10 protein-coding genes are annotated in these 8,588 nt (G+C 72.3%); 6 read left to right on the top strand and 4 right to left on the bottom strand.

What is annotated here, in order from left to right; all coding sequences use genetic code 11:
• Positions 1-141: 141 nt before the first annotated feature.
• On the bottom strand, positions 142-894 hold the full coding sequence (locus tag ACFVXK_RS34675) for a response regulator transcription factor (protein ID WP_389620031.1): 753 nt from the start codon (positions 892-894) through the stop codon (positions 142-144).
• A 186-nt stretch (positions 895-1,080) separates the two neighbouring features.
• Here ACFVXK_RS34675 and ACFVXK_RS34670 point away from each other — a divergent pair, with 186 nt between their 5' ends.
• From ACFVXK_RS34670 to ACFVXK_RS34655, 4 genes are all read left to right on the top strand, one after another.
• Complete coding sequence (locus ACFVXK_RS34670) at positions 1,081-2,475, top strand: ferric reductase-like transmembrane domain-containing protein (RefSeq protein ID WP_389620028.1); 1,395 nt, start codon at positions 1,081-1,083, stop codon at positions 2,473-2,475.
• A 38-nt stretch (positions 2,476-2,513) separates the two neighbouring features.
• Entirely contained in the window at positions 2,514-2,957 is a 444-nt protein-coding gene (locus tag ACFVXK_RS34665) for an FMN-binding protein (protein WP_389620024.1), read from the top strand.
• Positions 2,958-3,003: 46 nt separating this feature from the next.
• Positions 3,004-3,732, top strand: a complete 729-nt coding sequence (locus tag ACFVXK_RS34660; protein WP_389620034.1) for an FAD:protein FMN transferase — start codon at positions 3,004-3,006, stop codon at positions 3,730-3,732.
• A 93-nt stretch (positions 3,733-3,825) separates the two neighbouring features.
• Positions 3,826-4,239, top strand: coding sequence for a hypothetical protein (locus tag ACFVXK_RS34655; RefSeq protein WP_389620021.1), 414 nt, complete (start codon positions 3,826-3,828; stop codon positions 4,237-4,239).
• Between the two features lie 44 nt (positions 4,240-4,283).
• Here the strand turns inward: ACFVXK_RS34655 and ACFVXK_RS34650 are convergent, their stop codons facing one another.
• From ACFVXK_RS34650 to ACFVXK_RS34640, 3 genes are all read right to left on the bottom strand, one after another.
• Positions 4,284-4,688 (bottom strand): DUF2267 domain-containing protein, encoded by a 405-nt coding sequence (locus ACFVXK_RS34650; RefSeq protein WP_389620018.1) that lies wholly within the window; start codon positions 4,686-4,688, stop codon positions 4,284-4,286.
• Positions 4,689-4,776: 88 nt separating this feature from the next.
• Complete coding sequence (locus tag ACFVXK_RS34645) at positions 4,777-5,172, bottom strand: DUF2267 domain-containing protein (protein ID WP_389620015.1); 396 nt, start codon at positions 5,170-5,172, stop codon at positions 4,777-4,779.
• A 104-nt stretch (positions 5,173-5,276) separates the two neighbouring features.
• Positions 5,277-5,711, bottom strand: coding sequence for an Hsp20/alpha crystallin family protein (locus ACFVXK_RS34640; RefSeq protein ID WP_389620012.1), 435 nt, complete (start codon positions 5,709-5,711; stop codon positions 5,277-5,279).
• A gap of 129 nt (positions 5,712-5,840) precedes the next feature.
• Between ACFVXK_RS34640 and ACFVXK_RS34635 the strand changes: the two genes are divergently transcribed.
• Both ACFVXK_RS34635 and htpG read left to right on the top strand, forming a co-directional pair.
• Complete coding sequence (locus ACFVXK_RS34635) at positions 5,841-6,509, top strand: HSP18 transcriptional regulator (protein WP_389620009.1); 669 nt, start codon at positions 5,841-5,843, stop codon at positions 6,507-6,509.
• 112 nt (positions 6,510-6,621) lie between these two features.
• On the top strand, positions 6,622-8,526 hold the full coding sequence (htpG, locus tag ACFVXK_RS34630; RefSeq protein ID WP_389620007.1) for a molecular chaperone HtpG: 1,905 nt from the start codon (positions 6,622-6,624) through the stop codon (positions 8,524-8,526).
• Positions 8,527-8,588: the final 62 nt, after the last annotated feature.

Below are 8,588 nucleotides of genomic sequence, written 5' to 3'. Positions count from 1 at the left end.
GGTCGACCCGGCCGACGAGGAAGCCGTGCAGCGCGAGGGCGGTGACCGTCCCCACCGCCGCGCAGGCCAGGCCGAGGAGCACGACCAGGCCGGCCGTCAGCCGGACGCGCAGCGAGCGGGGCGGGCGGAGCCGGACACGTCTCACCGTTGTTCCGGCTTGAGCACGTAGCCCACTCCGCGGACGGTGTGGATGAGCGGCGGCCGCCCGGCGTCGATCTTCTTGCGGAGGTAGCTGACGTACAGCTCGACCACGTGCGCACGGCCGCCGAAGTCGTAGGACCACACCCGTTCCAGGATGCGGTCCTTGGACAGCACCCGGCGGGGGTTGCGCATGAGGAAGCGCAGCAGGTCGAACTCGGTGCGGGACAGGTCGACGATCTTCCCGCCGCGGGTGACCTCGCGCGCCTCCTCGTCCATGACCAGGTCGCCCACCGTGAGGAGCGGGTTGCGGTCGCCGCGTGCCATCCCGGCCCGCCGCATGAGCCCGCGCAGCCGTGCGAGGACCTCCTCCAGGCTGAACGGCTTGGTGACGTAGTCGTCGCCGCCCGCCGTGATGCCGGCGATGCGGTCCTCGACCGCGTCCCGGGCCGTCAGGAACAGCACGCACACGCCGGGGCGGGCCGCGCGCAGCGCGCGCATCAGGGAGAGGCCGTCGAGGTCGGGGAGCATCCAGTCGAGGACGACGAGGTCGGGCTCGAACGCCGCCGCGGTCGACAGGGCCCCGGCGGCGTCGCCCTCGGTGCGGACGTCCCAGCCCTCGGCGCGCAGGGCCGCGCCGAGCACGTCGGTGAGGTCCGGTTCGTCGTCGACGACCAGGACCCGGACCGGGGCGCCGTCGGGCCGCAGGAGCGGGGAGGGAGGGAAAGGTGGGGAAGGTGGGGCGGGCGGGTGCATGGTTCGTCCAGGATCGCCGACGGACGTGCCGGTCCGGGGGCCTGTCACCTGTGAGTTTCCTCTGAATTCCCTGGGAACGGGTCTCTTCAAAGGGTTCTCAGAGAAACCTCCGACACGGTGGTGCCCCGCCCTGCCCGCCGCTCACGTCCACGACACCGGCCGGCATCCGAGAGAGAGGCAGACGCCGTGGCCGTTCACCCCGCCTTCGACGCGCCCCGGACGCCCCCGCACCGGGCCGCCGGCCCCCGGCCCGCCCCACGGGTTGCCCCACGAGTCGCCCCCCGGGTCGTCGCGGCGGGCCTGCACGTGTGCGGCTGGGTCGGCGCTGCCGCCGTGCTCGGCCTGTGGTGGGCCGACACCTCCTCCGTGGTCGGCCCGGCGGGCTGGCTCACCGGCGCGGGCCGGATCACGGGCCTGCTGGCCGGCTACGCCTGCGCGGTGATCGTCGTCCTCATGGCCCGCGTCCCCTGGCTGGACCGCACGGTCGGCAGCGACCGGCTGGCCCGCTGGCACGCGGCCGGCGGCCGGTACGCCGTCTCGCTGGTCGTGGCGCACGCCCTGCTGATCGTCTGGGGCTACGCACTCACCGGCCACGTCGGCCCGGTCGAGCAGACCGGACGCCTGGTCCTGCACTATCCGGAGATGCTGAAGGCCACCGCGGCCTGGTTCCTGTTCCTCCTGACCGCGGCGGTCTCCGCCCGCGCGGCCCGGCGGCGGCTCTCGTACGAGACCTGGCACCTCCTGCACCTCGCCACCTACGCGGCGGTCTTCCTGGCCTTCGGCCACCAGCTCGCCGACGGGGCCGACTTCGTGGGCGACCGTGGCGCCCAGCTCGTCTGGTACGCCATGTACCTGTCCGCCGCCGCGCTCGTGCTCTGGTTCCGTTTCCTGGTCCCCCTGCGGTCGGCCCGCCGGCACCGGCTCACCGTCACGGACGTGCGGCAGGAGGGGCCGGGCGTGGTCTCCGTCGTCCTGACGGGCGAGCGCCTCGACGAACTGGGCGCGCTGCCCGGGCAGTTCTTCCGCTGGCGGTTCCTCGCCCCCGGCCTGTGGTGGTCGGCGAACCCGTACTCGCTGTCCGCGCCCGCGGACCCGCGGTTCCTGCGCATCACGGTCAAGGCCCTGGGGGGCCACAGCGCCGCTCTGGCGGGTGTGCGGCCGGGCACCCGCGTGTGGGCCGAAGGCCCGTACGGGGCGCTCGTCGCCCGCAACGCCCCGGCCGACCGCGCCCTGCTGCTGGCGGGAGGGATCGGCATCACCCCGCTGCGCGCCCTGTTCGAGACCCTGCCCGGCGATCTGATCCTGGTGCACTGGGCGCGCACTCCGGCCGATCTGGTGCTGCGTACGGAGCTGGACGCCCTCGCCGACCGGCGCGGCGCCCGCGTGCACTACTCCGTGGACGAGCCCGCCGGGCACGCTCTGCCGCTGACCTCCTGCGCCCTGACCGCCCTCGTACCGGACCTCGGCCGGCGAGAGGTCTACCTGTGCGGACCGCCCGGCATGACCGCGGCCGCCGAAGCCGCGCTGCGCGAGGCGGGCGTCGCCCCGCACCGGATCCACCAGGAGTCCTTCGCCCTGTGAGACCCGCCCCTGCCCCAGCCCCTCCCCCAGGAGTCCCCGTGCGCCGCATGGCCCTCACCGCTATGGCGACCATGACCGGAATCGTCTCGCTGCTCGCGCTCAAACCGCACCACGGCGACCGTCCGGCCGTCTCGGCGCGCCCCTCGCCGGGCGCCGAGCCCGGGACCGGGGCCGGGGCCGGAGCCGGGCCCACGGCCGGCGCCGCTGCGGGTACCTTCACCGGTTCCGTGATCGACACGCGCTACGGGCCCGTGCAGGTCGCCGTCACCCTGAGCGGGGGCCGGCTGACAGCCGTCGACGTGCTCCAGGCCCCCTCCGAGAACCGGCGTGACCGGACGATCGCCTCGTACGCCGTCCCGCGCCTCACCGACGAGGCGATCGGCGCCCAGAGCGCGGACATCGACGCGGTGTCCGGCGCCACCTACACCAGCGAGGGATACATCCGCTCCCTCCAGAGCGCCCTGGACCGGTCCCGTGCCTGAGCACCGGGCCCGCCCGGAGAGCCGTCTGCGTCATGTCGAGCACGTCATGGGTACGGTCTTCTCCTTCGACGTGCGCCACCCTCCGACGCGGGTGGTGCGGGCGGCGCTGGGCGAGGCGGTCGCCTGGCTGCACCACGTGGACCGGGTCTTCTCCACCTACCGCCCCGACAGCGCCGTCAGCCGCATCGCTGACGGATCGATGAACGTGGCCGACGCCCCGGCGGAAGTCGGCCGGGTCCTGGAGATGTGCGAGCGGGCCGAGACCGCCAGCCGCGAATGCTTCTCCGCCCGGGCCGGGAAGCGGCTCGACCCGTCCGGGCTCGTCAAGGGCTGGGCGGTCGAGCAGGCGTACGGCATCCTGCGCGCCGCCGGGGCGCCGAACGGCCTCGTCAACGGCGGGGGCGACATCCGGCTCGGCGGCGAGCCGGCTCCGGGCCGCCCCTGGCGGGTCGCGATCGCGGACCCCTGCCACCCGGGCCGGCCGCTCACCACCGTCGAGGGACGGGACTTCGCGGTGGCCACCTCAGGGGGCGCCGAACGCGGCCCGCACATCCTCGACCCGCGCACCGGCCGCCCGGCCCACCGCCTGCTCGCCGCCACCGTCACCGGGCCGGACCTGACCTGGGCGGACTGCTGGGCCACCGCGGCGGTGGTGCAGGGCCCCGGCGCGCACGCCTGGATCCGGTCGCGGCCGGGCTACGAACTCCTCACCGTCGCCCTCGACGGCCAGGCCCGCCGCAGCGCGGGATTCCCCCTCGCTACGGGCCGCGGCTGACCGCCGGGTCTCTTGGTAACCGGTGACGTTGGTCCGGTCCCCGCTCTGGGAGTACGGGACGGCGATATGGGTTCCCCATGCGAGAGTTCCCGAATGACGAGGGAGAACAGTACGGACATCACGATCAACTGGACGCAGGGCGACACCACGGTCGGCTGGAGCGGCCCCGCCGGGAAGATGGAGAAGTCGTACGATCTCCCTCCGCAGGCCGTCGTGGCGTGGCGCGAGTACGACCAGGACTGGGTGCTGGTGGTGGAGGCCCTTGACGGCACACCCTTCACCCCGGCCGACAACGCGGTGGTCCACAGGGCCGACGGCACCCGGCGCGTGCGCCTGCGCCCACCGCGTGGCCTCGTGCCGGACCCGGAGGACGTCCACGGCTTCTACGATGCCTTTCTTCAGCACGGACGACCGCTCCTGATCATGGTGACGCGCAACGCAGGTGACTTCCACGGCCGCATCGACCTGGACACCGGCGACATCGTCGACACCGGCACCTGGCGCTGAAGCGGCGCCCTCCCGGTTTCGGTGCCTGGATACGGGTGGACCGGTCAGGCGGCGGGCTGGTGGGGGCGCAGTTCGGCCTGGCCGAAGAGGAGGGCGTAGCCGTCGGGGAGTCGGCTCAGGATCCTGGTGATGAGGTCGGGTCCTGCCAGGCGTGTGACGACGGCCAGGACGGCGCCGGTGTCCCAGCGGGTGGTGGCGGGTGTGGCGCCGGTGCGGTCGGCCAGGTCCTTGACGAAACCCCAGCCGGTGAGCGGGCGGGCGTCGGGGATCTGGGCGGTCAGGGTGAGGGCGGCCTCGACCGGCAGGCACCGGGCGAGGTCGGTGCGCTCGGCTCCGGTGAGGCGGCGGCCGAGGGCGCCCAGGACGTGGTGGACGGCTTCCTCGGCGCGTTCGCGGGTGGGGTAGGCGCCCTCGTAGCGCACGCTTTCCAGCATCTGGTCGAACGTCATGAGGGTGCGGGACGGGTTCGGTCGAGGCTGGTCGTACACGGCTGTGGCTGCCTTTCTGTGCGGAGGATCCGGTGTGCGGCCGGTGTGGTCAGGCGGGTTGGGGGTGGCCGAAGAGGACGTCGTAGCCGGGCGGGAGCTGGAGCAGGACCTCGCGGGTGAGGGCGTCGCCCGCGGCCGCGGCCGCGGTGGACAGGACCGCCCCGATGTCCCACAGGGCCGTCTCCTCGGTGGCGCCCTCGATCCAGGCCGCCGTCGCACGGACGAACCGCTCCGGGGAGAGCGGCTCGGCCGCCTGCAGCGGGTTGAGGAGGATCAGGGCGTAGGTCTCGGGGAGCCGGGCGGCCAGCTCGGCCCGTACGGTGCCGACCAGGTGCGCGCCGAGCAGGGCCAGGACCACGCGGGCCGCACGGTCGGCTTCCTCGGCGGTCTCGTACTCACCGCACTCCCGGACACGGGCCAGGAACGGCTCCCTGCGCATCGACATCGACCTCACCTCCGGAAGACGAAGGGGTACGGAAGATCAGGGGGCGGAGGGCGGGTGCCGGAGGGGGTGGTTCCCGCCCTCCGCGGTCCCCGGTGGGGGCGGGCTCAGCCGGAGATCTGCCTGGGGCCCGCTTCGCCGCCGATGCTGATCTTGCGCGGCTTGGCGCGCTCGGCGATCGGGATCCGCAGGGTCAGGACGCCCGCCTCGTAGTCCGCCTCGATGCGCTCGGTGTCGAGGGTGTCGGCGAGCACGATCTGGCGGGAGAAGACGCCGAGCGGCCGTTCGGAGAGTTCCATCTGCACGCCGTCGCCCTTGGCGGCCGGGCGCCGTTCGGCCTTCACGGTCAGCATGTTCCGCTCGACGTCGATGTCGATCGCCTCCGTGCTCACGCCGGGCAGGTCGAAGGCGATCACGTACGCCTCGCCCTCCCGGTAGGCGTCCATCGGCATGACCGACGGCTTCGACCAGGTCCCGGACGTACCCGAGAGCTGCTGGACGATCCGGTCGATCTCGCGGAACGGGTCGGTGCGCATCAACATCGCGAAACACCTCCAGTTGGTTCAGGCAGAAACTGCCAATGCGCTTCAACGTGCTCCCGTTGTAACATGTCATCGAAACGATGACAAGCAAGTCGTCATCCAGGGGATGACACAGCAGACGGAGGTGCCATGAGCGAAGCAGACCCGCCGACCGCACCGGTGTCCTTCCATGCCGCCGCGGCGGCGCTGGAGGCCATCACCCGGGCCGTGAAGGACGCGCAGCAGTCCTCACCGGGCACCTCGACGGCCGCGGCGCCGTCCGCAGGCGACCGTGGTCCGCACCCGGCCCTCGCCGCTCTGCTGATGCTCCGCGAGGCCCGCGAGCAGCTCGCCGGCTGGGAGAGCGTCCTGATCGAGACGGCCCGCGGCCGGGGCGCCAGCTGGGCCGACCTCGCGGGCCCGCTCGGCGTCGCCAGCCGGCAGGCCGCCGAACGCCGCTACCTGCGACTGCGGCCGGGCGCCGCGGGAAGCACGGGCGAACAGCGGGTCCAGGCCACCCGGGACTCGCGCGCCGCCGACCGCACCGTCACCGCCTGGGCCCGCGAGAACGCGGCCGACCTGCGGCGCCTCGCGGGACAGGTCACCTCCCTCACCGGCCTCCCCGCCGGTGCGGAAGGCGCGATCGGCGAGCTGAACCTGGCCCTCGCCGAGGATGACGCCGCCCGGCTCGTCGGCCCCCTGACCGCGTCCCGGGACCATCTGCGGCCCCAGGACGCGGGCATCACCGACCGCATCGACGCCATGACCCGCCACACCGACCAGCTCCGCCAGGACAGCAACGACCAGCGCGGCGCCTGAGCCTCGGCCGCGTCGTCACCGCCCGTCCCGGCCCCCAGTCCGCATCCGTTCATGATGTTCACGACGTTCACGAATCATGACGTTCGTTCCGTTCCCACAGAAAGAGACCCCCATGGGCAGCAGTGTCGAGACGCTGGAATTCCAGGCGGAGACCCGCCAGTTGCTCCGCCTGGTGATCCACTCGATCTACTCGAACAAAGACATCTTCCTGCGCGAGCTGATCTCCAACGCCTCCGACGCCCTGGACAAGCTGCGACTGGAATCGCTGACCGACTCCAGCCTCGCCGAGGACGGCACCGCCGACCTGCACATCTCGCTGGAAGTCGACCAGGACGCCCGCACCTTGACCGTCCGTGACAACGGCATCGGCATGACCCGGGACGATCTGGTGGATCTGATCGGCACCATCGCCAAGTCCGGCACCGCCGGCCTGCTGGAGAAGATCAAGGAGTCCAAGGACGCCGCCACCACCGAGAACCTGATCGGGCAGTTCGGCGTCGGCTTCTACTCGGCCTTCATGGTCGCCGACAAGGTCACCCTGCGCACCCGGCGGGCCGGCACCGAATCCGGCACCCAGTGGGAGTCCGACGGCGAGGGCACGTACGCCGTCCAGGCGGTCGACGGCCTGCCCGTGGGCACCTCGGTCACCCTGCACCTCAAGCCCGCCGACAGCGAGGACGGCCTCGACGACTACCTGTCCGAGTCGAAGATCCGTCAGATCGTCAAGCGGTACTCGGACTTCATCCGCTGGCCCATCCGGATGGCCACCGAGACCACCGGCGACGGCGTCGACGACACGCTCAACTCGATGAAGGCGCTGTGGGCCCGGCCGCGCGCCGAGGTGACCGAGGACGAGTACAACGAGTTCTACCAGCAGATCAGCCACGACTGGCTGCCCCCGGCCGAGACGATCCACATGCGCGCCGAGGGCACCTTCGAGTACGAGGCGCTGCTGTTCATCCCCTCGCAGGCGCCCTTCGACCTGTTCTCCCGCGAGACCAGGCCCGGCGTGCAGCTGTACGTGAAGCGGGTGTTCATCATGGACGACTGCGAAGCGCTCATGCCCAACTACCTGCGCTTCGTCAAGGGTGTCGTCGACGCCCACGACCTGTCGCTGAACGTCTCCCGCGAGATCCTCCAGCACGACCGCCAGATCCGCGGCGTGCGGCGACGCCTGGTCAAGAAGGTCCTCGGTGCCGTCAAGGACATGCAGTCGAAGGACGCCGAGCGCTACGCGAAGGTATGGGCCCAGTTCGGCCGGGCGCTGAAGGAGGGTCTGGTCGAGGACACGGACAACACCGAGGCCCTGCTCCAGCTGGTGTCGGCGGCCTCCACCCACGACCCCGACAAGACCACCACCCTGCGCGAGTACGTCGAGCGCATGAAGGACGGCCAGGACACGATCTACTACCTGACCGGCGAGAGCCGCGCCATGGTGGAGAACTCCCCGCACATGGAGGCCTTCGCCGCCAAGGGCTACGAGGTCCTCATCCTCACCGATCCCATCGACGAGGTGTGGGTCGACCAGGTCCCCGCCTTCGACGGCCACCGTCTGCAGTCCATCGCCAAGGGCCAGGTCGACCTCGAGGAATCCGCCGACGGGGAGGAGGAGACCGACGCCGCCAAGGCCCAGCGCGAGCAGGACTTCGCCGCGCTGCTCCCCTGGCTGACCACCACGCTGTCCGAGCAGGTCAAGCAGGTCCGCCTGTCTTCTCGCCTGACCACCTCGGCGGCCTGCATCGTCGGTGACGCCCATGACGTGACGCCCACCCTGGAGAAGATGTACCGGGCGATGGGCCAGCAGATGCCCACCGTCAAGCGGATCCTGGAACTCAACCCGACGCACCCGCTGGTCACCGCCCTGCGCACGGCGCATGCCGCGGGCGCCGACGACCCCGCCCTGGCGGAGATCGCCGAGCTGATCTACGGCAGCGCGCTGCTCGCCGAAGGCGGCGACCTGCCCGACCCGGCCCGCTTCTCCCGGCTCCTCACCGACCGCCTGACCCGCACCCTGTAACCGCGGGGCGGGCTGGGGCGGTCGCACCACCGCCCCGCCCGCCCGCGCACTCCCCGGGAACC

This window comes from Streptomyces sp. NPDC058157 (genome assembly GCF_042884105.1).
Taxonomy (GTDB): Bacteria; Actinomycetota; Actinomycetes; order Streptomycetales; family Streptomycetaceae; genus Streptomyces.
Note: the sequence above shows the minus strand (reverse complement) of the source record. Positions and strands in the feature narration are given on the sequence as shown.

Coding starts and splice junctions, on each gene's coding strand:
- ACFVXK_RS34675 (WP_389620031.1), bottom strand. CDS start 894: ATGCACCCGCCCGCCCCACCTTCCCCACCTTTCCCTCCCTCCCCGCTC.
- ACFVXK_RS34660 (WP_389620034.1), top strand. CDS start 3,004: ATGGGTACGGTCTTCTCCTTCGACGTGCGCCACCCTCCGACGCGGGTG.
- ACFVXK_RS34655 (WP_389620021.1), top strand. CDS start 3,826: ATGACGAGGGAGAACAGTACGGACATCACGATCAACTGGACGCAGGGC.
- ACFVXK_RS34650 (WP_389620018.1), bottom strand. CDS start 4,688: ATGACGTTCGACCAGATGCTGGAAAGCGTGCGCTACGAGGGCGCCTAC.
- ACFVXK_RS34645 (WP_389620015.1), bottom strand. CDS start 5,172: ATGTCGATGCGCAGGGAGCCGTTCCTGGCCCGTGTCCGGGAGTGCGGT.
- ACFVXK_RS34640 (WP_389620012.1), bottom strand. CDS start 5,711: ATGTTGATGCGCACCGACCCGTTCCGCGAGATCGACCGGATCGTCCAG.
- ACFVXK_RS34635 (WP_389620009.1), top strand. CDS start 5,841: ATGAGCGAAGCAGACCCGCCGACCGCACCGGTGTCCTTCCATGCCGCC.
- htpG (WP_389620007.1), top strand. CDS start 6,622: ATGGGCAGCAGTGTCGAGACGCTGGAATTCCAGGCGGAGACCCGCCAG.